The sequence below is a fragment of the Flavobacterium sp. GNP001 genome, from assembly GCF_054343775.1.
Genome location: NZ_JBTGUX010000001.1, coordinates 864,787 through 890,247, shown reverse-complemented (window position 1 = coordinate 890,247; position 25,461 = coordinate 864,787). Strand labels below are relative to the sequence as shown.

Below are 25,461 nucleotides of genomic sequence, written 5' to 3'. Positions count from 1 at the left end.
ATTATTGAAAACTGATCACTGAAGACTAAAAATAAACGTTCTTAACTTTAACCAAAAATAAATCGTTTTTTACTTGTATTTTTCAGTAAAAAATTTATTTTTGCACAAAACTAAATCGACAACAGATGTATTGGACATTAGAATTAGCATCGTATTTAAGTGATGCACCGTGGCCTGCGAACAAAGACGAATTAATCGACTACGCCATTAGAGCAGGAGCTCCTTTAGAGGTTGTAGAAAACCTTCAATCTATTGAAGATGAAGGCGAGATATATGAATCAATGGAAGAAATATGGCCGGATTATCCTACAGACGAAGACTATCTTTGGAATGAGGATGAATATTAAAAGGTAAACCAATAAAAAGTCTCAAAAGAGGCTTTTTTTTGGTTTAAATGTATAGAATAACACAATTAGAAATAAAAACATATCATGAGTTTCATCAACAGTATTATCAAGATCTTTGTAGGCGACAAGTCTCAAAATGATGTCAAAAGCTTACAACCGTATCTTACCAAAATAAAAACCTTCGAAACTGCCCTTAAAGCATTGTCTCATGATGAATTGAGAGCAAAAACGGCTGAGTTTAAAGAAAAAATAAAACAAGCACGCGCCGAAAAAGACAGCAAAATCGCTGCTTTGAAAGCCGATGTTGAACTCATCGAAGACATCGATAAAAGAGAAGATATTTATGTAAGTATTGACGCTTTAGAAAAAGAGGCCTACGAAATCTCTGAAAAAGTGTTGATGGATATTTTACCTGAGGCTTTTGCTGTGGTAAAAGAAACAGCAAGCCGTTTCAAAGAAAACACACATATCGAAGTTACCGCTACCGCAAAAGATCGTGAACTTTCTGCTACCAAAACTTACATCACTCTTGAAGGCGACAAAGCGATTTGGGCCAACTCTTGGAGTGCAGCTGGTAAAGAAATTACCTGGGACATGATTCACTACGATGTACAATTAATTGGTGGTATGGTTTTGCACCAAGGAAAAGTAGCTGAAATGCAAACAGGTGAAGGTAAAACGTTAGTGGCTACTTTACCTCTTTACTTAAATGCACTTACGGGTAATGGCGTACACTTAGTAACCGTGAATGATTACTTGGCTAAACGTGATAGTACTTGGAAAGCACCTTTATTCGAATTCCACGGTATGTCAGTTGAATGTATTGACAATTACCAACCAAGCTCTGAAGGTCGTAAAAAAGCTTATGATGCTGATATTACTTATGGTACTAACAACGAATTTGGTTTTGACTACCTAAGAGACAACATGGCGCACTCGCCAGAAGATTTGGTACAAAGAAAACACAACTACGCTATTGTCGATGAGGTGGATTCGGTTTTGATTGATGATGCAAGAACGCCATTAATTATCTCAGGTCCTGTACCACAAGGTGACCGTCACGAATTTGTTGAAATGAAACCAAAAATCGAAAATTTGGTGAGTTTGCAAAGACAATTGGCTAACGGTTTCTTGGCAGAAGCTAAAAAACTTATCAAAGAAGGAAATACCAAAGATGGTGGATTCCAACTTTTAAGAGCTTACAGAGCATTACCTAAAAACAAAGCTTTGATTAAGTTTTTGAGTGAAGAAGGAATCAAACAATTGCTTCAAAAAACTGAAAATCAATACATGCAAGACAACAAAAGAGAAATGCATAAAATTGATGAAGCATTGTATTTTGTAATCGAAGAAAAAAACAATCAAGTAGAATTATCTGACAACGGTATCAAATACCTTTCTGGCGATACAGACTCTGACTTTTTCGTACTTCCAGACATCGGAACTGAAATTGCTGCTATCGAAAGCAGAAAATTAGATAAAGATCAAGAAGCAGAAGAAAAAGAAAAATTATTCCAAGATTTTGGTATCAAAAGCGAGCGTATCCACACGCTTACGCAACTGTTGAAAGCCTACACTTTATTCGAAAAAGATGTAGAGTATGTAATCATGGACAACAAAATCATGATTGTAGACGAGCAAACAGGTCGTATCATGGACGGACGTCGTTACTCTGACGGATTGCACCAAGCGATCGAAGCGAAAGAGAATGTAAAAATCGAGGCTGCAACTCAAACATTTGCAACAGTTACTTTGCAAAACTATTTCAGAATGTACAACAAACTGGGCGGAATGACGGGAACAGCCGTTACTGAAGCAGGTGAATTGTGGCAGATCTATAAATTAGACGTAGTTGAAATTCCAACCAACAGAGGAATTGCACGTAAAGATAAAGAAGACTTTATCTACAAAACAACACGTGAAAAATTCAATGCAGTTATTGAAGATGTAACTGAATTATCAAAAGCTGGAAGACCAGTTCTTATTGGAACAACATCGGTTGAAATTTCTGAATTGTTAAGCCGAATGCTTAAAATGCGTGGCATCACTCACAATGTATTGAACGCCAAAATGCACAAGCAAGAAGCTCAAATTGTAGAAGAGGCAGGTAAACCAGGAGTAGTAACAATTGCGACCAATATGGCCGGTCGTGGTACCGATATCAAATTATCTCCAGAAGTTAAAGCTGCAGGAGGTTTAGCCATTGTTGGTACTGAGCGTCATGATTCTCGTCGAGTTGACCGCCAATTACGTGGTCGTGCCGGACGTCAAGGTGACCCAGGAAGTTCTCAATTTTACGTTTCACTTGAAGACAACTTAATGCGTTTATTTGGTTCTGAAAGAGTAGCCAAAGTAATGGACCGCATGGGATTACAAGAAGGTGAAGTAATTCAGCACTCTATGATGACCAAATCTATTGAGCGTGCACAGAAAAAAGTAGAAGAAAACAACTTTGGAGTGCGTAAACGTTTGTTAGAGTATGATGATGTTATGAACGCACAGCGTGAGGTAGTTTACAAGCGTCGTCGCCACGCCTTATTTGGTGAGCGTTTAAAACTTGACATTGCCAACATGTTGTACGATACCTGCGAAGTTATTGTAAGCCAAAACAAAGGAACAAACGATTTCAAAAACTTTGAGTTTGAATTAATTCGTTACTTCTCTATCACGTCGCCAATTAGCGAAAGTGACTTTGCCAAAAGCAATGAAACAGACATTACTAATAAACTATATAAAGTAACTTTAGAGTACTATACTGAGAAAACAGCTCGTAGTGCACGTGAGGCTTTCCCAATTATCAAGAGCGTTTACGAAGACCAAAACAATCAATTCGAGCGTATTGTAGTGCCATTTACTGACGGTATTAAATCACTAAATGTGGTAACCGACTTGAAAAAAGCATACGAAACTGCAGGCGCGCAATTGATAGCTGATTTCGAGAAAAACATCACTCTAGCCATTGTTGATGAAGCTTGGAAAAAGCATTTACGCAAAATGGACGAATTGAAACAATCTGTACAATTGGCCGTGCACGAACAAAAAGATCCGTTGCTAATTTACAAGTTAGAGGCTTTCAATTTGTTTAGAGCCATGATTGACAATGTAAACAAAGAGGTAATCTCGTTCTTGTTCAAAGGTGATTTACCAGCACAAGAAAACCAGCGAGTTCAAGAAGCTATTGATGTAACGCCAGTTGAAGATTACACCGTTTCAAAAGACGAAATTGTAAGTAGCGAAGCCGCCAATCAAGAGGCAATGCAAACACAAACCCGTCAGGTAACAGAAACCATCACACGCGATCAACCAAAAATCAATCGCAATGATAACGTGACCATTCAAAACGTGGCCAACGGACAAATTCAAGAAATGAAATACAAAAAAGCCGAAAGCTTAATCGCTTCAGGACAATGGGTTTTAGTAAACTAATCCTTTTATTTCAAAATATATCAAACTCCACTGCGCAAGTAGTGGAGTTTTTTTATGCTATTTTTTTCAGGAGCTATTCCTGCCATACACTCCAAGCTATTGGGTTGCCAACTCTTTTTATAGGCGCTTGCAGGAGCTTCCTGCGGTCGCTCTGCCAGACACCATAAAAGGTAGTTGGCAACCGGCATAGGCTTTTCGCTGCTGTCAGGGCTAAGCGTTTACTCCTGACTAGTTCCTTTTAGGTTTCTAATTACAATCATCTTAAATTAATCGAAACTAACTTTTAAGACTTTAAAAAAAAGATAAGATTTTTATGTAAATAGTTTCTATATTTGATTAAAATCAACTTTGATTTTTTTACAGCACGAGTCAAAAAAATGTGCTCAAAATAAAATTAAAATATGATACTTCGAAATAAGTTGGTATCACTGAAACAGCAAGATGGGAATATTTGACATTTTTAAAAAGAAACCAAAATTTGTAGATGATTTATTTGGCGAATTAAGTTATTCCAAATTTAGTGACAGCAAGAAAAATTTTTATGACGGTACTGCAAAGTTCAATTCAAAAGAAGTTGGAATAACTATTGACGCTGATGAGAATGGACCAACAGAAAGCCAAAAAGATTTTTTTAATAAATTACAGAGCAAATATGCTTCATTAAAAGTGGACATACTTATTCCGTACTTAAATAAAGAATTGGAAGATTGGAATAATGAAAATCAAATTGTTGACTTTGATAAAGAATTCACTATTGATGGAATTTCATTATCAAGAATAATGGGCAATTCTGTTAATTGGTCACTAACGCTATACTCTACTAAAATTAATCATTATGTTACAATTGAATTTATCGACTTCGAACCACAGCACGGAATTACGGTTGATGGCTAAATCAATAGCACTAAAAAAACATGGCTATTATCCCGCTTATTGGGGAATTGACGAAAATGGCGCTATTACCTCATTAGTACTTGATTTTTTTGTTTTAGATTTACCAAGCATCAACAATTAATTTTCAAAGAGCAGCGTTAGTTTGTAAAAGTAATTGCTAATTCCTTTTTCACAACCTAATTAAGTTGGGAAGCCAAACAGAAAACATTATGAAAACCAGCATGATTAGCAATTTAGAGATAAAAAAAGGAGAGGAAATACTCGGACGCGATATCCGAGAAGGGATTTTCAACCTAATACAAACCGACTTCCCGAATTTTAGTTTGAACGATGCTATATCTATTGAGGAATTGAATCGGTACCGACGCTTGTATTTAACCTCGCTAATCCAGCAAGAAAAAGGTGAAATTGCAGCCATCGACCAAGATGTGCTGAACGCCATAAAAAACAACTCGATTCTTTCCGAAAACATTCAAGACGAAATTGAAGCCGAACTTACCTTCGGTCAAAAACTAGCTGATGGTGTGGCTGCCTTTGGCGGAAGTTGGGCTTTCATCATCACTTTTTTTTCCTTTATATTAATTTGGATGATCATTAATATTTGGTTTTTAACTACCAAACCATTTGACCCCTTCCCTTTTATATTACTGAATTTAATACTTTCTTGCTTGGCAGCCATTCAGGCACCAATTATAATGATGAGCCAAAACCGACAAGAACAAAAAGACCGTCAACGAAGCGAACATGATTATAAAATTAACTTAAAAGCCGAACTAGAAATCAAACTTTTAAGTGAAAAAATTGACCATTTATTAGCCCATCAAAACAAAAAACTCCTTGAAATTCAAGAACTACAAACCGATTATTTAGAAGACTTAATGAAAGAATTAAAAAAGTCTTAACAATATACAGTGAAACAAATAAGGCTTTGATTAAGTTGAAATCAGATTTTAGAGTAAATTAATCAGTCAAAGCCACTAGTTGTGCGTCATAATACCAAAAATGAGTAGAAAAGAACTAACAAAAGAAGATATTTCTAAAATAAAAAAAATTAATCTTTTTAGATTAAGCAATGATTGGTATTCAGTTTTGTATGGTTCAACAGTATTAATATATGCGTATTCATTTTTCTTTCCATATTATGGTTGGAGAAGAAAACCGACACATATTCCAGAAAATACTGAAGAATATATAAATGCAGTTATAGATTTACATTTATTTTTTTTACCTCTTGTTGTTTTATCAATTTCGAATATATTAGTTAAAAAAATCGAAGTTCTGAAAAATTGTAAAACAGAAAAAAAAGCTAAAGTGGTTCTGAAGTTTAAAATTTTCAAACGGGTTAGAATTATAATATTCAACTCTTATCATTTATTATTTTTTAGTAATACTTTTAAATATAGCGACGTCGAAAGAAATGATAATGTGACAATTGAAAATACATATTTTGGAAGATTATTAAATTACAAAAAAGAAGCATAAAATTACGAACGCACAACACACGCTACAAGCAATTTGGGCAATAGGCTTAATGGAAAAATTGGTTTGTATTTGTAAGATTTGGCAAATCCGAATAATGGGCTTAATTTAGTCCCAAACTGCTTGTAGCGCGGGGACGTTGACGGTAATTGTAAAAGACGACAGTGCAACAATAAAAACAGACAGTGACGGTAAAAATTAACGACGAATGACAACAGAAAAAATTATAATTTGACAGTAAAGGGTAAGTCAGTGACCTAAATTCTTATAAATATGCTAATGAATAAGGCTAAAACTTTTAATGAACTACACTTTCTTATTGTGAAAAACTTACCTAACTGTTTTAAAACAGCCATTTGTTTTGGTAGTTGGGATATGTTGTTCCTCATACAATTTATCCAACAGCTTATCATTGCAAACCAAGCGATCTATTACCATTTTCGGGACTTGCTTCACAGAAAAGTTCTATTAATTGCTACCATACGGGTATTCAATCCGAACCCAAATTATTGGAATGGTTCGCAATGGAATATCCAAAAAATACTAGGCAAAAACTTAATATGGGCAAAAGTTGTATTCGTTTTACTAAACCGGGCTACATTTCATACAAACGCTATGACGAACTAATAAAAAATGAGTGCGAAAGAATAGATAAATATTAATGAACCTAATTAAAAAAAATAAACAATGAAAAAAATAAAAATTGAAATCAAATGGGCAATTTTATTCTCAATAATGACATTGCTTTGGATGGTAATAGAAAAGTTAAGTGGACTGCACGGCAAATACATCGACTATCATCTTTATCTTACCAACCTTTTTGCAATTCCTGCGATTTTGTTTATGATTCTTGGGTTAAAAGAAAAAAAGAAAGTTTTCTATGATGGACAAATGAACTATAAACAAGGACTTATATCAGGAATCGTGTTGTCTTTAATTATTGCTATATTAAGTCCATTGACACAATGGGTAATAACCTACATCATTTCACCAGAGTATTTCCCGAATGTCATTAAACGTTCAGTTGAAATTGGTTACTTCAAATCGACAGCAGAAGCAGAAGCAAACTTTAACTATATGAATTATGCTAAACAAAGTGCAATAGGTGCTTTGGTAATGGGAATTGTGACGACAGCAATTGCAATGATTTTTATACGAACAAAAAAAACGGAATAACAACGAACTACTGACAGCACCTACAAGAAATTGGGGGTTCCGTTGTTAAATGAAGCTTTGTGCTTCGAAATCGCCAACTTCTTGTAGCTTGCTAAACGCTAGCAGTAAGCCAAAGAGAATAAATGTTTACAAAAAGAAAAATATTAATATACACAATCACTTTAACGTTCACTTTAGTGTTCGTCAATTTTTGCATTCTTATACTATTGAAAAATAAAAATTTCGAAAAAGAATATTCGTTTGACATATCTTTTCCTTCAGAAAATTTTTATGAAGATTGTTGTGGATGTTCTCTGGAAAAGATATTAAATTTTAGAAAATTTACAACTTTTAAATTGACGAATGATTTTAAAAAGGATAATATTCTATTCGAAAAAATTCAATTGCAAGTCAGAAATCTAATCAGGAACAATGATTCCGCAAATGGAATTCATGTGAAATTTAATCGAAAAACGAAGTATGAAGATGTAATCAAGATATTAGACATTTGTGTAATAGAAAAAGTTCCAACTTACATTTTGAAAGATTATGATGTTTGGATAATGACTAGTTCGAACGCCGAATTAGCAAAAAATTGTCCTTTCAAATACCCAAAAAAATAATTGCCTTTTGCTTGCTTGTTAGTAAGTTTAATACAAAAAACTAACCCCAAATGGAAAAATACTTGATTCTAATCATTATTAGTTTAAGTTTCACTTCTTTCGGGCAGAATTGCTCTATGCTGAAAAATGGAAAATACGAAATCCATTATGACGAAAAAGAACGAAGTTCAAGTTTAATTAAAATCAACGGAAATCATTATTACATTTACCAAGGTGACGAAAAAAAAGACTATGAAATTAAATTGCTAGATAATTGTAGTTTCCAAGTAAAAAATAATGAAAAAGTTGATGAATCTAAACGTACAGAATTTCAAAGGATAATCTCCAAACAAAACTCTTTTTTTGAAATTATTAAAGTAGAAGGAAGCGTTTATTATTTTGTTTGCAGAGTAGATTTACATATTCAATGTGGAACTGGAAAGTTTATCAAAAAAGAAGATTAAAACCAGCCTACAAAAGCCGTTTCGTAAGATTGCGAATTTTGTAGTAAATTCAAGTTTATATTCCACAAGAAATTTTATCTTTCCCCGAAAATAATAGGTTCCGTAGTTCGAAATCTAGCCAAACTGTAAAAGTTTTTTGTAATATCACCAAATCAACAGTGCTAACACAAATCAAGAATAAAAAATGGAACAATCAGAACGAAAAAAACATTGGGAAAACATCTATCAGACCAAAGAATTGAAGGATGTGAGTTGGTATCAACCAACACCAACAACTTCGCTAGAGTTTTTTAAACAGTTTAACATTTCGACAACTGCAAAAATCATCGACATTGGCGGCGGTGACAGTTTTTTAGTAGACCATTTGCTTGACTTGGGTTATACAGACCTCACTGTACTTGACATTTCAGCGGCTTCACTTGACAGAGCAAAGCTACGCCTTGGCGACCGAGCGACAAAAGTGAAATGGATAGTTACTGATGTATCTAATTTCAAACCTACGGAAAAATACGACTTCTGGCACGACAGAGCTGCATTTCATTTTTTAACACAAGAAAAAGAAATCACAAATTATATCGATACAATTCAAAAAAGCATCATGCCAACAGGTGTTTTAATAATCGGGACTTTTTCAGAACAAGGGCCAAAAAAATGTAGTGGTATAGATATCAAGCAATATTCGGAGGAAACAATGACTGACCGACTGAAAATATTTTTTGAAAAAGTAAATTGCATAACAGTTGACCATAAGACACCGTTTGACACCATTCAGAATTTTATCTTTTGCAGTTTTAAGAAATTGGAAACAACTTAACTGATATTTATTACATTCATGCCCTTGAAAACAATCTTTTTCATCCTGTCAATTTATGTTGCTGTTCTCTCTACAATTCCATGTTGTACAGACGACAATTGCAATGATGAAATAAAAACGGAACAAATTGACAATAATTCAGAAGATCATCAAGAAAAAGAATGTAATTCGTGCTCTCCCTTCTTCACTTGCGGAGATTGTTCAGGTTTTGTCAGAACAAATATAAATTTTGATCTTGCAGAAGCCATTTTCATTATTAATAAGTTAGTTTCAAATTACAAATCCCAATTTATAAACAGTTTTATTGTAAGAATTTGGCAACCGCCCAAATTAAGTTAATGAATATTGTGACTTCGCCACAATACAAAAAAAGGGCTGCTTTTCACCGCCTTTAATCTTCATTTCATTAATTAAAATAATAATCAAAATGCAAAAAATAATTTTGCCATTATTGGCATTCATATATTCCATAGTGGCTTTCGGACAAAATACATTCAAAGCACAAATTAAAAATGCTGAAACCAAAGATGTGCTAATTGGAGCAACCGCAATATTGAAAGGCACATCTAATAGTTCAAGTGCAGACCCAAACGGCTTTATTGAAATCAAAAACATACCTAACGGTAAACAGATCATTATTTTCCGCTACATTGGATATCAAGATAGAAGTGACACAATTACTTTTCCTTTTGTGCAAACAGAACCTTTAGAAATTTTACTCAGTGAAGAAGGAGAAGAGATGGAAGAGGTAATTGTTTCATCAACACGTTCAAGCAGAAGTATTGATAATCTTCCCACAAGAATTGAGGCTATTTCGGGTGAAGAATTAGAAGAGAAAGGAAATATGAAACCTGGAGATATACGAATGATGTTAAATGAAAGTACTGGAATACAAACTCAACAGACATCAGCAACGAGTTATAATTCTTCTATTCGAATTCAAGGCCTAGACGGAAAATACACTCAAATACTTAGGGATGGGCTTCCTCTATATTCAGGATTTTCGGGTGGCTTAAGTTTATTACAAATCGCTCCGCTTGACTTGAAGCAAGTAGAGGTGATTAAAGGCGCATCTTCAACACTTTATGGTGGTGGTGCAATTGCAGGTTTAGTAAATCTCATTTCAAAAGTACCAAAGGAAAAAAGAGAACTTAGCTTTATGCTCAATGGTACATCAGCATTATGTTTAGATGCAAGCGGATTTTATTCCCAAAAATTCAAAAAGATTGGCACAACTATTTTTGCTTCATACAATTTAGGCTCACCTTACGACCCCGCAAAGATTGGTTTTACAGCAATTCCTAAGTACAAAAGATACACATTTAATCCGAAATTATTTGTTTACTTTAGTGACAAAACAGCTCTTAATTTAGGAATTAACAGTACTATTGAAGACCGTATTGGTGGCGATATAAAGTACATTAAAAATAAAAGTGATGGTACTGATAATTATTTTGAAAGAAATAGAACAAATCGTAACAGCACACAATTAGAACTTGAACATGAAATTAATGATAATTCAAAATTGTCTTTTAAAAATAGTGTCAGTTACTACGACCGTACGATCGAAATTCCTACATTTAAATTCTCAGGTATCCAATTATCATCATTTACAGAAGCCAACCATAAGCATACAAATGAAAAATCAGAATGGATAACAGGTTTGAACCTTTGGACAGACAAATTCAATCAAAACAAAATTGACAATTCAAAAGTTGTTGATTACAATTATACAACCTTTGGTGCATTTGTTCAAAACACATGGAATGCAACAGAAAAATTTGTACTCGAAACAGGCTTACGCGGCGATTATCAAAACAAGTATGGTTTTTTTGCATTACCCCGAATTTCAGGACTTTTAAAAACTAGCCCGAAATTATCCATGCGACTTGGCGGTGGTTTAGGTTACAAAACACCAACGGTATTTACAGAAGATGCGGAACGAATGCAGTTTAGGAATGTACTGCCAATTGACATTTCAAAAACAAAAGCCGAACAATCAATTGGTGGGAATTTTGACATCAATTACAAAACACCAATTAACGACAAAATGTTTTTTAGTGTAAATACGTTGTTGTTTTACACTCAAGTAAAAAATCCATTGACCCTAGTCTCAACATCAACAAACTTACTTGAATTTAAGCAACCCAATGGTTACATAGATACTAAGGGTGCTGAAACAAATATTAAATTAACTTACAGTGATTTTAAACTTTTTATTGGTTACACTTTCGCTGATGTAAAGCAACATTACAATGGAGAAGAAACAACATTTCCCTTAGTTGCCCAACATCGTCTTAATAATGTATTAATGTACGAAGTAGAAGAAAAACTCAAAGTTGGTTTAGAGGCATATTATTTTAGTCCACAAAAACTAAATGACGGTGCAACAGGAAAACAATATTGGATTTGTGGTCTAATGATAGAAAAATTGTGGGAGAACATGTCAGTTTTTATAAACTTTGAAAACTTCTTAAACACGAGACAAACAAGGTTCGATACAATTTATACAGGTTCGATTACCAATCCAAAATTCAGAGACATTTATGCTCCTGTAGACGGTTTCGTAATTAATGGTGGTATAAAAATAAAACTATAAATCCGTTTCTATAAAATGTTTGAGAGTAAAGGCTACACCCAATATGAGTCGGGCAAAAGTAGAAGTTCAGTACTCCGCAGACTCATCTATGCGAAGTTTCCCGACTTCGTCCAACCAACTTTTAGATTTTATTACTTAACTATCGCTCGAATGTCAAATCCTCAAAATAGCGTACTTTAGCTCCAAACCCGACCAATCCCGCAAGAATGTTTCTTAAAATGATTAAAAAACAAATGACAACTACAGATAAGCTCTCTTTATTATTCAGCAATGAGTTTCCTTTTAACAAAGAAGGTTTAGAGGAATTTGTAAATACTTTTGTCATCAAATCATATAAAAAAGGAGAAATCATTTTACAAAGTGACACCATCGAAAATGAACTCCGATTTTTAGATCAAGGAATCATTCGCGAATATTATGCTAGCAACGAGAAGGAAAAAAATATAAATTTCTATACCAATCCGACTTTCATAACCGATTTCAGTTCCTTTACTCATGCTTCTCCAACAAAAAAATATCAAGAATGTTTGATTGATGTCGATTTGAGAGTTTTATCGAAAGAAAAATTCTTGGCTTTTACCAATCAATACCAATGTGGCAAACTATTTATTGAAACTATTTTCCAAAGAATTGTTGTTAATAAGGAAACCGAAGAATTTAACCATTTTGTAAATACTGCAGAAGAATTGTATCTCGATATTATGAAAAATAAACCAGATTGGTTGTTACAAATTCCTCAATATCATATTGCTTCTTATTTAGGGATTACGCCCGAAACATTGAGCAGAATTAGAAAAAGAATTTAATTTATTGATTTCAATCAATGGAATCTATTTTAGCAATGAGCAACTTTGGACTTTCAATTTAAAACTATTAAATAATGAAGGTACATCATTTGCGAAATGCCACTTTAGTCATAGAAACTGGAAATAAAGTCATTCTAGTTGACCCAATGCTTGGAAAAAAAGGAACCGCTGGCCCAACATTTACACTTTTCCGTTTTAAACCTCAACGCAATCCAATTGTGGATTTACCACACAATGCAATGGACATTGTTGAAAAAACAACCCATTGCTTACTTACACATTTGCACCCAGACCATTTAGACAAGGAGGCTGAAAATTTTCTTCGCTCCAAACAAATTCCTGTTATTTGTAGCATAAAAGACGAAGCTACATTAAGAAAAAAAGGATTGAACGTTACCCAAACAGTTGACTATTGGATTGAAAGCCCTTTTTTAGGCGGAGCAATTTTAGGTATTCCAGCGGTTCATGGTTACGGATTTGTAGCTAAACCAATGGGGAATGTAATGGGATTTTATATCAAATTACCAAACGAAAAATCAATCTACCTGAGCGCAGATACCGTTTATACTGACGATGTACACCGAGTGCTCACAGAACTAAAACCTGAAGTTGCTGTAGCAGCTTGTGGAACAGCACAACTGGATATTTTTCAACCTTTATTAATGCGAATGGACGACATTTTAAAATTCGTAAAAAATGCACCAAACCAAGTTATCGCTAATCATTTAGAAGCCGTCAATCATTGCCCTACAACACGAGAACAGTTACAAATAGAAGTTGCCAAAATTGGACTTTCTGACAAGGTTTTTATTCCAAATGATGGAGAAAGTAGGATGTTCTAATCAGACAACCATATAACCTTAAAATAGTAATTAAAAATTCAGCTAGGCGAAGTCTCCCAATTTCGCCCAGCGACTTTTAGATTTTTTTACTCCAATTCAAACTCAGTTTTATTTTACTTTAAATCATCAATCTTTTCTAGCATCATTTTAAGGTATTACCGTCTTTTAGCCCGCGCAGCTGACAAATACATGCAACAGCAGCGAGGACTGTATGGACCGTAGACCACAAAAACAGACCTCTTTTGTTGAATCTGATGCAGCAAAAAATTGCAACAACCTTAAGCAAATTCTTAATTTAGCGGCATCCAAAAAACAATTGTCAACTATTCTAGACTCTAAAATAATAGTACATTTGACTCAGATAAAAAGGCAATACAACTTTATTACAAAAGCAATTCAATAAAAATTCGAAAAATGACAGGACCTGACAAGGATAGTGTTTTTCCTCTAGCCAATTACGACCGACTATGCTTTTTAAAAAATACAATCAAAAATCCTAACATCATCGTGGGCGATTACACGTACTATGACGACTTTGAAGATGTGTCTAATTTTGAGAAAAATGTAAAATACCATTTCGATTTTATTGGCGATCAACTCGTTATTGGTAAATTTTGCATGATTGCCTCAGGTGCCACTTTTATTATGAATGGCGCCAATCATTTAACCAGCGCACTTAGCTCCTATCCGTTTGCAATTTTTGGTAACGGTTGGGAACATGCCATGCAAGATAAAAGCTATCCGAACAAAGGCAATATCAACATTGACAACGATGTTTGGATTGGTTACAACGCCACTATAATGGCCGGTGTTACCATTGGCGATGGTGCTATTATTGCAGCAAATGCTACCGTGACAACTGATGTACCGCCCTATACCATTGTAGGAGGAAATCCCGCTCGCGAAATTAAAAAACGATTTCCAGATGAAGTGATCACAAAACTATTAGAAATGCAATGGTGGCATTGGCCTATTGAAAGAATAACCCGAAATGTAGAACACCTAACAGCTTGTGATTGGGATAAATTAGTCGAATAACATCAATTTAAATCACAACTATGATCTCCGAATTATTCGAAATTATCGGTTTACTTTTATCATCAAATACTCCCGAAAAAAAATACAATCGCGCTGAAAAAGTAATACTTTGCTTTTCCTTTTTCATTTTATCTGTTGCTGGGATTTTTGTAATACCGCTCTACAAAACGGTTGTTCATTCAGGAATTACTGCTGTCGAACTTTGCTGGTTTATCATGGCGTCGGTTGCACTTACAGTTGTCAGTTTACTTCTTTTCAAAAACAATAATTGGCTTTCCAATATTCGGTTTTTCTCGTTTGTAATGCTTTTGATTGCATTGCTGCTTTTATTTTTTTTCGTTTTAATTTTAGCTTACAATCATCTGTTTTAAACTTTTAAAATCTGAAATGGGGTTACAAAACCGATGAAATCCTACCCTATTTACAAGAATTCCGCAACTGTATTTGAACAGATTTCTCTTTTATATCAATAGGATTTCTATTACTACAAAGAACAAAAAAGCAAGGTGTGGAAAATAGAAGAAAGAGCAACTCCAGGCTATGTCATTTGGAAAAATAATGACAAGAAATTAGAGCTGTTGTTCTGTTTGGTGCAAATAAAACTGAATTTTTAACGTAGTTGATTACACCAAGCTGTGGTCGCTGAAATAAAAAATCGCTTGTTTGAAAAACCTCATTGAATTATATAAATAGATTTCTGATTGCTAAATCATTACGAAATAAAACTTAACCAAAAGGTAACGCAACCAAAAGCTCCATTAGTTATCTTTAAAAAAATATTTAACTATGAAAAAAATAGTACTTCTCTTGCTGGTTTCAATTTTGTTTGTTTCGTGTTGGCTACCAAATGAACCTAATGAATTTCCGAGACAAGAATACCAACCTGTCATTATCACTCGGAGCGCCCTCGAAACCTCTATCGCTTTTCAAAACGCTCAGCCCATTGTTAAATCAGGAAAAATTTATATTAAAGGAGATTTAATGTTTATTAACGATGTCAACAAAGGGTTTCATGTATACGATTATGCAAACCCAAGCAAACCTGAACGACTCTTTTTTATAAAGGCGCCAGGAGCCACGGATTTAGCTGTTAAAGGCAATACCATGTACATCAATCAAGCCGTAGATTTGGTTACGGCTACCTTCGATCCCGCTACAAGAATTTTTAAGGTCACCAACCGAAATAAAAATGTGTTTCCGCAAAAGCAAGCACCAAATGGTTTTCAAGGCTACACGAAAGAAAATGAAATCATAATTGACTGGAATTTAAAAAAATAATCATGAAAAAAATTATATTCATATTTCTATTAACGCTTTCATTCGGTTGCTCTGACAGTGATAGCACATCAAACGATAGCACCGGACAAGGCGGCTCACTCGCTGTTTTTGCCCTAAAAGACAACTATCTTTACAGCGTAGACCACATGAAATTAAATGTGTTTTCGTTAATAAATGGCGAAAAACCAGTTAAAGTGAACGATATTCCTATTGGCTTTGACATCGAAACGCTATTCGCTTATGGAGACAACTTATTTATTGGTTCAAGAAACGGAATGTTTATTTATTCAATAAGTAATCCTGAAAACCCAACCAAATTATCAAGTGTACAACATTTTACCGCTTGCGACCCTGTAATTGCCAATAGCACGCATTCCTTTGTAACATTGAACTCAAACACTACTTGTGGGAATAACATAAACGTTTTACAAGTTTACGACACTAAGGACCTTAAAAACCCGAAGTTAATTCACAGTCGAAACCTTATGCAACCTAAAGGTATAGGTTTTTATACTGCAAAATACCTATTGGTTTGCGACGATGTAATCAAAATATTCAACATTGAAAATCCAGTAGAACCTATTTTGGTTCATGCTATTGACAAAAATTGCTTTGATGTAATTATTCGAGACAATACCTTGTTTGCTATTGGAGATAAAGGGGTATACCGTTATAAAATGAATCCAAACGATATCAAAGACATCCAACTAGAGAGCGAAACAAATTTTTAATTTTTCTCCTTCTAAGAATAGTTAAAACGACTTTTTTCAAAGTCGTTTTTTTTTATGTAAAACGAGTACATTTACCTTAATTAGGAAGTTAAATCATTCAAATTGTTTTTGTAGTTCTGAGATCAATTAAAATAAAAAAACGAATAAACTAAAATGTCCGAAATCATCATAATAAAAAACAAACCGAATTGGATTATTGCCCTAACATTTCCTTTTGTGTTGTTAGTTTTAATAATGATAATGCTAGTTTTTTTACCAATTTTCTCGGCAAGCAATACGTACTTACTATCTATTATAAATTATATTTTTGCTCTAACTCCGTTCCTAGGATTCTTTATACTCTTCCTTTACATTTGGTTATGGAATACTTTCGGTAAAGTGATTTTAGAAATTTCTCCAAAAAAAATAAAGGTCATGAATAAAAATAAACTTTTCGATAAGCCAAAAGAATATCTTAAATCTAAAATTCAAAAAATTAGCATAGTAAATTTTGACATAGAGAAAACAAGTTATTTTACTCGTTTGAATTATCTATTTTCAAATTCAAACTAGTCCGTTACGATAAAAAAAGGCAGCCATAATATCAGAATTGTTGATTGGCTTAGTAGTGAACGCGCCAAAGATATTCTTGAGAAGCTAATTAACTATAATAAAAAAATATTAAAAGCATTTCGATAATTTGGAATGCTTTTAATATTTTATTTTTTGTCCACTGAGTTGGAGATGAAAAAAAAATAATTACTTTAGTTTTTTAAAACTTTTTTAAACACACAGATATAAAAATTAACACAAAACCATTCATAAATGAAAAAACTACTTCCACTTCTGTTATTAATAGTTATCTCTTGTTCAAAAAATGAAGAAAGTGATACCAACAACGCATTCGGAAAATTAGTTGATCGTGATGGCAACACCTATAAAACTTTAAAAATAGGCAATCAAACATGGATGTTAGAAAACTTAAAAACAACGAAATATAACGATGGAACACCAATTCCTAAATATGCTCTTTCAGATAAATGGAATAGTATTGCTCACTACCAATGGGCCAATACAAATGATTTAAACAATGTGTTTTCCGAAGAATTACCTTCAAATTACTATGGAGCAATGTACAGCGATCTTGTATTAGATAGTGGAAAACTCGCTCCAACTGGATGGAGAATACCTAGTAAAAAAGATTTCGAAATTTTAGAAAATTACCTCAAAACAAATGGACATAGTGGTAATGAAGGGAAAGCTTTAAAGTCAAAAACAGGATGGATTCGCTCAGGATTTGGCACTGATACCATTGGCTTTAATGGATTAGCAAATGGATATGTTGATGCTCTTGGTACACCAAAAGCCAGTGAAATAATTTCTAATTGGGCTACAACAACTAAAACTTCAGATGGTTTTCACAGAATAGTGATTAACTTGGTATACGACCAAAATACTATCTCCTATGCAGAAAACATCATTAATATTGGTGTAGGAGTGCGATGTATTAAAGAGTAACTACTGTCTTTCTAATTTTTTTATAAGGAGTGATCATATCAAATTTATATCCCCCGCTAGCGCGAGCGTCTCGCTCGTGACCACAAAGAATACAAACTTTGCAAAAATTTAAGCTCAATAACACGGATTTGCTGGCTATTTTTACACCCTATTCAAAAGCAAATCCTAAAATTTAGTAATTTAGGAGAAAGTCACAAAGTTCTATCTCTCCTATTTTCAACCAAACAGTAACCTAAAAACAAAAATGGATCTAAAAATTACGGCCGCACTCAGATATCATTTTTTGACGTAAATTGCTTAAAATAAAATTTGATATGCGATTACTATTTATTTTGATTTGTTTGTGTTGTTTCAGTTGTACAAGTAAAAAAAATGTCAAAAATCTAGCACAAGTCTTAGCACTAGAAAAGAGAATTAGGCCTTTTCATGATACAATTGGTTTTACAAAATACAGTTGGCAATTAGATTCTATTTATAACCGTTTAGGAATTAAGGATTCTAAAAATAAGATGCAATGGAAAGCAGCTATAAGTCCGCATGACGATTATAAATACGCCGGACGATTGTACTACGAATCGCTTAAAGGAATTAATGCCAACACAATTATTTTAATTGGTGTTGCACATCGCGCTCGAAACTTTACCCTTCAAGACAAAATCATCTTTGGAGATTTCACACATTGGCAATCGCCTTATGGTGATGTAAAAGTGTCTGATTTAAATGCGGAAATCATGGCGCAACTACCAAAATCATCCTACCTAGTTCATAACGACATGCAAGAGTTAGAACATTCATTAGAAGCTATAGTACCTTTTTTACATCGCAAAAACAAGAACCTACAAATTATTCCGATACTTGTGCCATACATCAATTACGAAACAATAGATAGCATAAGCGATGCACTTTCTGATGTGGTGTCAAAAATTTTAAAAGAAAAACATCTTAAGTATGGCAAAGACGTCGCAGTTGTCATTTCTAACGATGCCGTACATTATGGCAATGAAGAATGGAGTGGTGATTTGGCCCCTTTCGGAGTTGATGATGAAGGCACCAAAAAAGCTAGAGCTTTAGATATGGAGATTATCGAGAAGTGTTTAGTAAACGAAATTAGTACAGAAAAAGTAAAAAACTTTACCGAATACACCGTCAAAAAGACAGATTACAAAGAATATAAATGGGTTTGGTGTGGGCGTTATTCGGTGCCATTTGGAGTGAGTTTCGCCAATAAATTAAATCTGGCATTATCAAACAAACCACTGAAAGGGACTTTTTTAAACTATGCATCAAGTATTGATCATGAACTTATAAAAGTAGAAGATTTAGGTATGGGAACTACAGCTATAGCCACTCAAAAACATTGGGTGGGATATGCGAGTATAAAATATGAATAGTTATTAGTTTAACGGACAAAAGTAAAAGTAGTATTTTCATCTATCAATTTTACACGAAGCTAAAATGTAATCATTACAGCGATATAGCAGCTCTTTTAATTTTTTTTTAAATTTGTTTGATAACCTAAACAAATAATTTAAAACTGTAGCGCTATGAAAAATTCAGCTCCGATTGAAATTGCACTTAGTAAAACCAAAATGCAATTTTTACTTTTAGGATCCATTTTATTTGTACTAATTGGTATTTGGTTTGTCTCTAATCCGCCTCAAGGTTCGAGCAATTGGTTTAAAAATGAAACCGTGATGCGAATTTTAGGAGGTCTTGCGATTGTGTTTTTTGGAGGTCTAGCAATTAGTATTTCCCGAAAATACAACGATAAAAAACCGGGTTTACAAATAGATCAAGCCGGAATCACAGACAATTCAAGTGCTGTATCTGCTGGATTAATACCATGGGATGATATCACCGCGGTAGAGATTGCACAAGTAATGATCCAGCAATTTTTATTGATTATGGTGCGCAACCCTGAGGATTACATCAATCAAATCACCAATCCGATTAAAAAAGGAGCTGTCAGAATGAATTACCAGTCTTATGGCACACCAATCACTATAACTTCTACCGCATTAGAGATTGATTTTAATGAACTACAAAAGGTAATACTTGAGCAAATGCAAGATTACAAAGCATAATAATTGTAGTTTATAACTATTGCAGCAAACAATTTGTATCTAAATTTCACTGTAGTAACGAGCTTCAATCCTTTTAATATCTTTTATAGATTTTTTGGCCCACTCCAATCGTTTTTCTAGTATTTCGTTTTCGGTTAAGTGCCAATCAATATTAGAATTGCGCAATCTATTGGTTAAATTTTGAATAATAATTGCTGCCGAAACGGAGATATTCAAACTTTCAGTGAAACCCACCATGGGGATTTTTAAAAAACCATCGGCACGTTGCAAGATTTCCTCAGATAAACCGTCGCGTTCGGTGCCAAAAAATAAAGCACTGGGTTTAGATATATCAAAATCTTCCATCAAACAATCGTTGTCGTGTGGCGTGGTAGCAATGATTTGATACCCTTTATTTTTTAAAGTGTCAACACAAGTGGTTACACTGTCAAACGTGTTAATGTCAACCCATTTTTGGGCGCCCATGGCAATTTCTTTATCGATATTTTTTCCGTAGCGTTGCTCAATTACGTTCAGTTCTTGAATACCAAAAACCTCACAACTACGCATCACGGCGCTAGTGTTGTGCATTTGGAATACATCTTCAACAGCTATGGTAAAATGTTTGGTTCTGTTTTGCAATACTTTCAAGAATTTCTCTTTGCGATTATCTGTGAGGATATTTTCAAGAAACTCGAGATATTTTAAATCGATCATGTGGGATTATTTTTTGGCAAAAATAGTAAAAAAGAGTAGTTTTATGTTTTAAAGAGCAGCGAGTATTGATCTCTTACGAATTGTGCTTTGAAAGTTAAACGAAGTACGCTTACGGGATTTGCGTGAGGGATTGAAGCGGCATCCTTTATGGGCTTTTTTTGCCCATAAAGATATAGCAGAAAGCCCGGTCGCCTCGGCGAACACGCCCAAAAAATTAGAACATGAAAAAGAAATTAGTAGTTTTGACTGGCGCTGGAATTAGTGCTGAAAGCGGTATTAAAACGTTTCGGGATAGTGACGGACTCTGGGAAGGGCATAACGTTCAAGATGTGGCTACGCCCGAAGGTTGGCACAAAAATTCGGCTTTGGTCCTTGATTTTTACAACCAAAGGCGCCGACAGCTCAAAGAGGTTACTCCTAATGCAGCTCATTATATTTTGGCAGAATTGGAGTCGGAATTTAATGTGCATATCATCACTCAAAATGTAGACGATTTGCACGAGCGTGCTGGCAGTACGCAAATATTGCACCTACATGGAGAATTGTTAAAAGTGCGCAGTACGCGCAACCCCGATTATATTTTGAACTGGAGTGAAGATTTAAATTTTGGCGACTTTGATGAAAATCAAAATCAATTGCGTCCACACATTGTTTGGTTCGGCGAAGAAGTTCCTGCACTGGAAGAAGCGGTTGCAATTACAGAAACTGCTGATTATTTTGCAGTGATAGGCACCTCGTTACAAGTGTATCCAGCGGCAGGTTTGATTGATTTTACCAAAGTGACAACACCACTATTTTACATTGACCCCAAACCGATTAAAATTCCGAATTTGAGAAATCAACTGCAGGTAATTCCTGAAATGGCTTCGAAAGGAGTTGAAATCATGAAAAATAAATTACTACATAAAATACCATAAGAATGGTAATAGCAATGGCAAAAAATCAATTATTGGAGCAATAAAAGTCTAAACTTATCATCCATTACTTGTAACTTATAACTATTTTTGTGCCTTTCGAACAAACAACTAAACAATGACTACTTTAAACGAATTGAATGCTATTTCTCCAATTGATGGAAGATATAGAAGTAAAACCCTTTCTTTAGCTCCATTTTTCTCTGAAGAAGCTTTGATCAAATACCGCGTACTGGTTGAAATTGAATATTTCATTGCTTTGTGCGAAGTGCCTTTGCCACAACTTGCTGGGGTAAATTCGGATTTATTTGAAAGTTTACGCAACATTTACCAAAATTTTTCGACAGAAGATGCCCTTTGGATTAAAGAAACAGAAAAAGTAACCAACCACGATGTAAAAGCGGTAGAATACTTTATCAAAGATGCTTTTGAAAAACTAGGTTTATCACAATACAAAGAGTTCATTCATTTTGGGTTGACTTCTCAGGACATCAATAATACTGCGATTCCGTTATCTACAAAAGAAGCGTTTGAAAAAGTATACATGCCCTCGTTAATCGCTTTGACAGCAAAGTTGAAAGAATTAAGCATGGAATGGAAAGACGTACCAATGCTAGCTCGTACACACGGACAGCCTGCCTCACCTACTCGATTGGGTAAAGAAATTGGCGTTTTTGTAGAACGACTAGAGGAGCAAATGCGTTTGTTATTCAATATTCCGTTTGCAGCTAAATTTGGCGGTGCTACTGGAAATTACAATGCACACCATGTAGCCTACCCACAAATTGATTGGAAACAATTTGGAGGAAAATTTGTCGAAGATATTTTAGGATTACACCACTCCTTCCCAACCACACAAATAGAACATTACGATCATTTTGCAGCGTTTTTTGATTCCTTAAAAAGAATAAACACTATTATCATTGACTTGGATAGAGACATTTGGACTTATGTTTCAATGGAGTATTTCAAGCAAAAAATAAAAGCAGGCGAAATTGGTTCATCAGCCATGCCGCACAAAGTAAACCCAATTGATTTTGAAAACTCAGAAGGAAACTTAGGGATTGCCAATGCAATTTTTGAACACCTTTCGGCAAAATTACCAATTTCAAGATTGCAACGTGATTTAACAGATAGCACCGTTCTTAGAAATGTAGGCGTACCAATCGGTCATACCATCATAGGATTTGAAGCTACCTTGAAAGGATTAAATAAATTACTCTTGAACGAACCTAAATTTCACGAAGATTTAGAGAAAAATTGGGCCGTTGTTGCGGAGGCAATCCAGACTATTTTACGTCGGGAAGGTTATCCAAATCCGTATGAAGCCTTGAAAGGGTTGACACGAACTAATGAAGCGATTGATAAAAATGCCATTCATGGTTTTATTGCAACACTGGATGTATCTGAAGCGATAAAAGCCGAATTAATGCAAATTACACCAAGCAATTTCTTGGGAATCTAAGACTAAATATTGCTATACTTTTCTAAAATCTGCTTTTGTCACTTGATAAAAGCAGATTTTTTTGTTATTTTAGTCAAAATTCAAAATTTATGTTTCCCTTTTTATCCACTTCAATAGTTCATTTACCCGATTTAATAACTGATTTAGGTTTAATCTTAATCACTGCAGCCATAGCTGTGTTGTTATTTCGAATTATGAAACAGCCTTTGGTTTTAGGGTATTTGGTTGCAGGATTTTTAGCCAGTTCTGAATTTGATTTTTTCCCCAATGTAAAAGATGTTAACAGTGTAAAAGTTTGGGCCGAGATAGGCGTTATTTTTTTACTGTTCAGTTTAGGACTCGAGTTCAGTTTTAAAAAACTGGTAAAAGTAGGTGGGACTGCCACTATCACAGCGTTTACACAAATTATTTCACTCGTTACCTTAGGCTTTTTTACCGGTCAATTTTTGGGATGGAATAAAATGAACAGTATTTTTCTGGGCGTGATATTATCTATTTCATCCACTACCATCATTTTGAAAACCTTTGATGAACTGGGCGTAAAATCGCAAAAGTTTGCTGGAAACGTAATCGGCTCCCTTATTGTTCAAGATATTATTGCCATTTTGATGATGGTTTTACTCTCAACAGTTGCGGTGAGTCAGCAGTTTTCAGGAATGGAATTAGTGCAGTCCGTATTAAAACTGATTTTCTTTTTAACCATTTGGTTTGTAGTAGGAATCTTTTTTATACCAACATTATTAAAAAAAGCCAAACATTTATTAACCGATGAAATGATGTTGATCATTTCGTTAGCCTTGTGTTTACTAATGGTGATTTTTGCAGCAAATGTTGGATTTTCGCCAGCTCTTGGTGCCTTTATTATGGGATCTATCATTGCCGAAACTACACAAGCAGAACACATAGAACATTTGGTAAAACCCGTAAAAGACTTATTTGGGGCTGTGTTCTTTGTATCCGTTGGAATGTTAATTGATCCCAATACACTGCTAGAATATGCTTTTCCTGTCGCTGTTTTAACATTAATCGTAATCTTTGGGCAATCCATTAGTTCTACAATAGGCTCTTTGCTATCGGGACAACCGCTAAAACAATCCATACAATCCGGAATGAGTTTATCTCAAATTGGGGAATTTTCATTTATCATTGCCACATTGGGAACCACCCTAAAAGTAACAAGTGATTTTTTATATCCCATTGTAGTCGCCGTATCTGCAATTACCACTTTTACCACACCTTTCATGGTCAAGTTTGCCGAACCGTTTTCGGTTTTTGTTGAAAAGAAACTCCCTAAAAGATGGGTAAAAAGAATTCAATTATACAGCTCTAATACCGAAGAAATAAAATCATTAAGCAATTGGCAAATTGTGATGCGAAGTTATCTCACACAAGTTGTGCTGCATTCTATCATTATAGTTGCCATTATTTTACTTTCGTCAAATTTTATACTTCCGTTAGTAGAACATTCCAAATTTGGAAATGCAATTGCTGCATTGATAACACTGATAATTTTATCACCATTCTTGTGGGCGCTCTCGTTAAGAAGAGTTGCAGTGAAACAAGTTCAAATTTTATTAGAGCAAAAAAAACATTATGGACCAATTATCATGTTGGTACTTTTTAGAATTGCTCTTGCTCTATTTTACGTTGGATTTATTTTAAATACATTTTTCTCTGCAGGAATTGCTGCAATAGCTTTTTTAATTGCGATAGGTGCTTATATCTTATTCCCGAAAAAATTACATGCAGTTTACCATAAAATTGAAGATCATTTTATGAGCAACTATAATGATCGAGAAATTAGAAAAGAAAATAAACGCCAAAATACGCTCTCTCCTTGGGATGGTCACATGACAGAGTTTGAAATTGCCAAAGAATCTAATCTAGCTGGAAAAACACTTGAAGAATTAAAAATTAGAGAACAGTTTGAAATCAACATCGCCTCAATTAAAAGAGGAGAGGTAGTAATTAATATTCCTTTGAAAACCGACAGATTGTTTCCTGGAGATGAAATAAATATTATCGGAACGGATGCACAAGTCAAACAATTTAAAATCTATTTGGATAAAAATGAAATTGATGTTGCCGAAAAAGTGGTTGAGACTGACATTATCCTTCAAAAACTAGAACTAAAAAACCGTGTTTGTATCGGCAAAAGTATTCGAGAATCGCAAATTCGAGAAAACACCCATGGTATTATTGTTGGGATTGAGCGCAACGGAAAACGTATGTTAAATCCTGAATCTCACTTGGTATTAGAGGAAAGTGATATTTTATGGATTGCAGGCGAGAAGAAAAAAATTGCCGCCTTTTTGAGAGCTTAGTTTAAC

23 protein-coding genes are annotated in these 25,461 nt (G+C 34.2%); 22 read left to right on the top strand and 1 reads right to left on the bottom strand.

Features of this window, described 5'->3' with window-relative positions; translation table 11 throughout:
• Nucleotides 1-125: 125 nt before the first annotated feature.
• From ACXX8U_RS03735 to ACXX8U_RS03645, 19 genes are all read left to right on the top strand, one after another.
• Nucleotides 126-347, top strand: a complete 222-nt coding sequence (locus ACXX8U_RS03735; RefSeq protein WP_007138072.1) for a DUF2795 domain-containing protein — start codon at nucleotides 126-128, stop codon at nucleotides 345-347.
• An 84-nt stretch (nucleotides 348-431) separates the two neighbouring features.
• Nucleotides 432-3,773 carry a preprotein translocase subunit SecA gene (gene secA / locus ACXX8U_RS03730; protein WP_458564670.1) on the top strand — a complete coding sequence of 1,114 codons (3,342 nt, stop codon included), beginning with the start codon at nucleotides 432-434 and terminating at the stop codon, nucleotides 3,771-3,773.
• Between the two features lie 441 nt (nucleotides 3,774-4,214).
• Nucleotides 4,215-4,667 (top strand): hypothetical protein, encoded by a 453-nt coding sequence (locus tag ACXX8U_RS03725; RefSeq protein ID WP_458564669.1) that lies wholly within the window; start codon nucleotides 4,215-4,217, stop codon nucleotides 4,665-4,667.
• Complete coding sequence (locus ACXX8U_RS03720; protein ID WP_458564668.1) at nucleotides 4,660-4,788, top strand: hypothetical protein; 129 nt, start codon at nucleotides 4,660-4,662, stop codon at nucleotides 4,786-4,788. The genes ACXX8U_RS03725 and ACXX8U_RS03720 overlap by 8 nt, the downstream gene beginning before the upstream one ends.
• A gap of 88 nt (nucleotides 4,789-4,876) precedes the next feature.
• Entirely contained in the window at nucleotides 4,877-5,569 is a 693-nt protein-coding gene (locus ACXX8U_RS03715; RefSeq protein WP_458564667.1) for a DUF1003 domain-containing protein, read from the top strand.
• Nucleotides 5,570-5,669: 100 nt separating this feature from the next.
• Complete coding sequence (locus tag ACXX8U_RS03710; RefSeq protein WP_458564666.1) at nucleotides 5,670-6,149, top strand: hypothetical protein; 480 nt, start codon at nucleotides 5,670-5,672, stop codon at nucleotides 6,147-6,149.
• A 684-nt stretch (nucleotides 6,150-6,833) separates the two neighbouring features.
• Nucleotides 6,834-7,322, top strand: coding sequence for a DUF4199 domain-containing protein (locus tag ACXX8U_RS03705; protein ID WP_458564665.1), 489 nt, complete (start codon nucleotides 6,834-6,836; stop codon nucleotides 7,320-7,322).
• A gap of 652 nt (nucleotides 7,323-7,974) precedes the next feature.
• Nucleotides 7,975-8,367 (top strand): hypothetical protein, encoded by a 393-nt coding sequence (locus ACXX8U_RS03700; protein ID WP_458564664.1) that lies wholly within the window; start codon nucleotides 7,975-7,977, stop codon nucleotides 8,365-8,367.
• Nucleotides 8,368-8,551: 184 nt separating this feature from the next.
• Entirely contained in the window at nucleotides 8,552-9,181 is a 630-nt protein-coding gene (locus ACXX8U_RS03695; RefSeq protein WP_458564663.1) for a class I SAM-dependent methyltransferase, read from the top strand.
• Between the two features lie 18 nt (nucleotides 9,182-9,199).
• Nucleotides 9,200-9,520, top strand: coding sequence for a DUF6660 family protein (locus tag ACXX8U_RS03690; RefSeq protein WP_458564662.1), 321 nt, complete (start codon nucleotides 9,200-9,202; stop codon nucleotides 9,518-9,520).
• An 88-nt stretch (nucleotides 9,521-9,608) separates the two neighbouring features.
• On the top strand, nucleotides 9,609-11,780 hold the full coding sequence (locus tag ACXX8U_RS03685) for a TonB-dependent receptor (RefSeq protein ID WP_458564661.1): 2,172 nt from the start codon (nucleotides 9,609-9,611) through the stop codon (nucleotides 11,778-11,780).
• A 233-nt stretch (nucleotides 11,781-12,013) separates the two neighbouring features.
• Nucleotides 12,014-12,586, top strand: coding sequence for a Crp/Fnr family transcriptional regulator (locus ACXX8U_RS03680; RefSeq protein ID WP_458564660.1), 573 nt, complete (start codon nucleotides 12,014-12,016; stop codon nucleotides 12,584-12,586).
• Nucleotides 12,587-12,660: 74 nt separating this feature from the next.
• Nucleotides 12,661-13,428 (top strand): MBL fold metallo-hydrolase, encoded by a 768-nt coding sequence (locus ACXX8U_RS03675; protein ID WP_458564659.1) that lies wholly within the window; start codon nucleotides 12,661-12,663, stop codon nucleotides 13,426-13,428.
• A gap of 414 nt (nucleotides 13,429-13,842) precedes the next feature.
• Entirely contained in the window at nucleotides 13,843-14,466 is a 624-nt protein-coding gene (locus tag ACXX8U_RS03670; RefSeq protein WP_458564658.1) for a CatB-related O-acetyltransferase, read from the top strand.
• Between the two features lie 786 nt (nucleotides 14,467-15,252).
• On the top strand, nucleotides 15,253-15,744 hold the full coding sequence (locus tag ACXX8U_RS03665) for a hypothetical protein (RefSeq protein ID WP_458564657.1): 492 nt from the start codon (nucleotides 15,253-15,255) through the stop codon (nucleotides 15,742-15,744).
• A 2-nt stretch (nucleotides 15,745-15,746) separates the two neighbouring features.
• Nucleotides 15,747-16,475 carry an LVIVD repeat-containing protein gene (locus ACXX8U_RS03660; RefSeq protein WP_458564656.1) on the top strand — a complete coding sequence of 243 codons (729 nt, stop codon included), beginning with the start codon at nucleotides 15,747-15,749 and terminating at the stop codon, nucleotides 16,473-16,475.
• An 804-nt stretch (nucleotides 16,476-17,279) separates the two neighbouring features.
• The gene (locus tag ACXX8U_RS03655; RefSeq protein ID WP_458564655.1) at nucleotides 17,280-17,972 is read left to right on the top strand and encodes an FISUMP domain-containing protein; all 693 of its coding nucleotides are present in this window, start codon (nucleotides 17,280-17,282) and stop codon (nucleotides 17,970-17,972) included.
• Between the two features lie 314 nt (nucleotides 17,973-18,286).
• A complete protein-coding gene (amrB, locus tag ACXX8U_RS03650) occupies nucleotides 18,287-19,363 on the top strand; it encodes an AmmeMemoRadiSam system protein B (protein ID WP_458564654.1) in 1,077 nt (358 codons plus the stop codon).
• Between the two features lie 153 nt (nucleotides 19,364-19,516).
• Nucleotides 19,517-20,056 (top strand): STM3941 family protein, encoded by a 540-nt coding sequence (locus ACXX8U_RS03645; protein ID WP_458564653.1) that lies wholly within the window; start codon nucleotides 19,517-19,519, stop codon nucleotides 20,054-20,056.
• Between the two features lie 39 nt (nucleotides 20,057-20,095).
• Here the strand turns inward: ACXX8U_RS03645 and ACXX8U_RS03640 are convergent, their stop codons facing one another.
• Complete coding sequence (locus ACXX8U_RS03640) at nucleotides 20,096-20,752, bottom strand: TrmH family RNA methyltransferase (protein ID WP_458564652.1); 657 nt, start codon at nucleotides 20,750-20,752, stop codon at nucleotides 20,096-20,098.
• Between the two features lie 221 nt (nucleotides 20,753-20,973).
• On the opposite strand from ACXX8U_RS03640, the gene ACXX8U_RS03635 reads away from it, so the two are divergent.
• The 3 genes from ACXX8U_RS03635 (at nucleotide 20,974) to ACXX8U_RS03625 (ending at nucleotide 25,455) form a co-directional block, all read left to right on the top strand.
• Nucleotides 20,974-21,669, top strand: coding sequence for a Sir2 family NAD-dependent protein deacetylase (locus ACXX8U_RS03635; RefSeq protein WP_458564651.1), 696 nt, complete (start codon nucleotides 20,974-20,976; stop codon nucleotides 21,667-21,669).
• A gap of 115 nt (nucleotides 21,670-21,784) precedes the next feature.
• A complete protein-coding gene (purB, locus tag ACXX8U_RS03630; RefSeq protein ID WP_458564650.1) occupies nucleotides 21,785-23,131 on the top strand; it encodes an adenylosuccinate lyase in 1,347 nt (448 codons plus the stop codon).
• Between the two features lie 89 nt (nucleotides 23,132-23,220).
• The gene (locus ACXX8U_RS03625) at nucleotides 23,221-25,455 is read left to right on the top strand and encodes a cation:proton antiporter domain-containing protein (protein WP_458564649.1); all 2,235 of its coding nucleotides are present in this window, start codon (nucleotides 23,221-23,223) and stop codon (nucleotides 25,453-25,455) included.
• Nucleotides 25,456-25,461: the final 6 nt, after the last annotated feature.

Bases quoted from the DNA above. Each gene is read 5' to 3' on its own strand.
- ACXX8U_RS03665 (WP_458564657.1), top strand. From the start codon at position 15,253: ATGAAAAAAATAGTACTTCTCTTGCTGGTTTCAATTTTGTTTGTTTCG.
- ACXX8U_RS03640 (WP_458564652.1), bottom strand. From the start codon at position 20,752: ATGATCGATTTAAAATATCTCGAGTTTCTTGAAAATATCCTCACAGAT.
- ACXX8U_RS03670 (WP_458564658.1), top strand. From the start codon at position 13,843: ATGACAGGACCTGACAAGGATAGTGTTTTTCCTCTAGCCAATTACGAC.
- ACXX8U_RS03655 (WP_458564655.1), top strand. From the start codon at position 17,280: ATGAAAAAACTACTTCCACTTCTGTTATTAATAGTTATCTCTTGTTCA.
- ACXX8U_RS03660 (WP_458564656.1), top strand. From the start codon at position 15,747: ATGAAAAAAATTATATTCATATTTCTATTAACGCTTTCATTCGGTTGC.
- ACXX8U_RS03635 (WP_458564651.1), top strand. From the start codon at position 20,974: ATGAAAAAGAAATTAGTAGTTTTGACTGGCGCTGGAATTAGTGCTGAA.
- amrB (WP_458564654.1), top strand. From the start codon at position 18,287: ATGCGATTACTATTTATTTTGATTTGTTTGTGTTGTTTCAGTTGTACA.
- ACXX8U_RS03715 (WP_458564667.1), top strand. From the start codon at position 4,877: ATGAAAACCAGCATGATTAGCAATTTAGAGATAAAAAAAGGAGAGGAA.
- ACXX8U_RS03680 (WP_458564660.1), top strand. From the start codon at position 12,014: ATGACAACTACAGATAAGCTCTCTTTATTATTCAGCAATGAGTTTCCT.
- ACXX8U_RS03705 (WP_458564665.1), top strand. From the start codon at position 6,834: ATGAAAAAAATAAAAATTGAAATCAAATGGGCAATTTTATTCTCAATA.
- ACXX8U_RS03645 (WP_458564653.1), top strand. From the start codon at position 19,517: ATGAAAAATTCAGCTCCGATTGAAATTGCACTTAGTAAAACCAAAATG.
- purB (WP_458564650.1), top strand. From the start codon at position 21,785: ATGACTACTTTAAACGAATTGAATGCTATTTCTCCAATTGATGGAAGA.
- ACXX8U_RS03685 (WP_458564661.1), top strand. From the start codon at position 9,609: ATGCAAAAAATAATTTTGCCATTATTGGCATTCATATATTCCATAGTG.
- ACXX8U_RS03725 (WP_458564669.1), top strand. From the start codon at position 4,215: ATGGGAATATTTGACATTTTTAAAAAGAAACCAAAATTTGTAGATGAT.
- ACXX8U_RS03690 (WP_458564662.1), top strand. From the start codon at position 9,200: ATGCCCTTGAAAACAATCTTTTTCATCCTGTCAATTTATGTTGCTGTT.
- ACXX8U_RS03720 (WP_458564668.1), top strand. From the start codon at position 4,660: ATGGCTAAATCAATAGCACTAAAAAAACATGGCTATTATCCCGCTTAT.
- ACXX8U_RS03695 (WP_458564663.1), top strand. From the start codon at position 8,552: ATGGAACAATCAGAACGAAAAAAACATTGGGAAAACATCTATCAGACC.
- ACXX8U_RS03675 (WP_458564659.1), top strand. From the start codon at position 12,661: ATGAAGGTACATCATTTGCGAAATGCCACTTTAGTCATAGAAACTGGA.
- ACXX8U_RS03625 (WP_458564649.1), top strand. From the start codon at position 23,221: ATGTTTCCCTTTTTATCCACTTCAATAGTTCATTTACCCGATTTAATA.
- secA (WP_458564670.1), top strand. From the start codon at position 432: ATGAGTTTCATCAACAGTATTATCAAGATCTTTGTAGGCGACAAGTCT.
- ACXX8U_RS03735 (WP_007138072.1), top strand. From the start codon at position 126: ATGTATTGGACATTAGAATTAGCATCGTATTTAAGTGATGCACCGTGG.
- ACXX8U_RS03700 (WP_458564664.1), top strand. From the start codon at position 7,975: ATGGAAAAATACTTGATTCTAATCATTATTAGTTTAAGTTTCACTTCT.
- ACXX8U_RS03710 (WP_458564666.1), top strand. From the start codon at position 5,670: ATGAGTAGAAAAGAACTAACAAAAGAAGATATTTCTAAAATAAAAAAA.